Annotated in this window: 1 pseudogene; it reads right to left on the bottom strand. The window is 56.9% G+C overall.

What is annotated here, in order from left to right:
• Positions 1 to 313: pseudogene (locus AB5935_RS27685) on the bottom strand (site-specific integrase); the annotation flags it as partial.

Genomic DNA, 313 nt, shown 5'->3' with positions numbered 1-313 from the left:
CCCGGCAGACGCGGATATATTTTCTTCCTTCCGAGGTCTTTCCGATGTGCCGGGGATGGAGTGCTCTCGTGTCCGCATAGGCCAGACCGGTCAGCGAGGAGAAGATGAACGTCCTGCGTGCAAGCTCCATCATCGGGTCGGGCAGCGGGGTTTCCATCATCCGCTTCAACTCACCCCGGCTGATGTGCCTTAGCTTTAACGGTTCTTTCTTTTCATATGCCACATCCTCTATCGGGTTGGCTCTCAATACCTCCCGGTCCACGGCGATGTAGATGAGCCGGTTGAGCCAGCACAGACAGTGGTTCACGTGTCC

Origin of the sequence: Phocaeicola sp. RTP21198st1_B8_RTP21198_201120, from assembly GCF_040929485.1 — a bacterium.
Lineage (GTDB): Bacteria > Bacteroidota > Bacteroidia > Bacteroidales > Bacteroidaceae > Phocaeicola > Phocaeicola dorei.
This window is presented reverse-complemented; position numbering and strand designations above follow the sequence as displayed.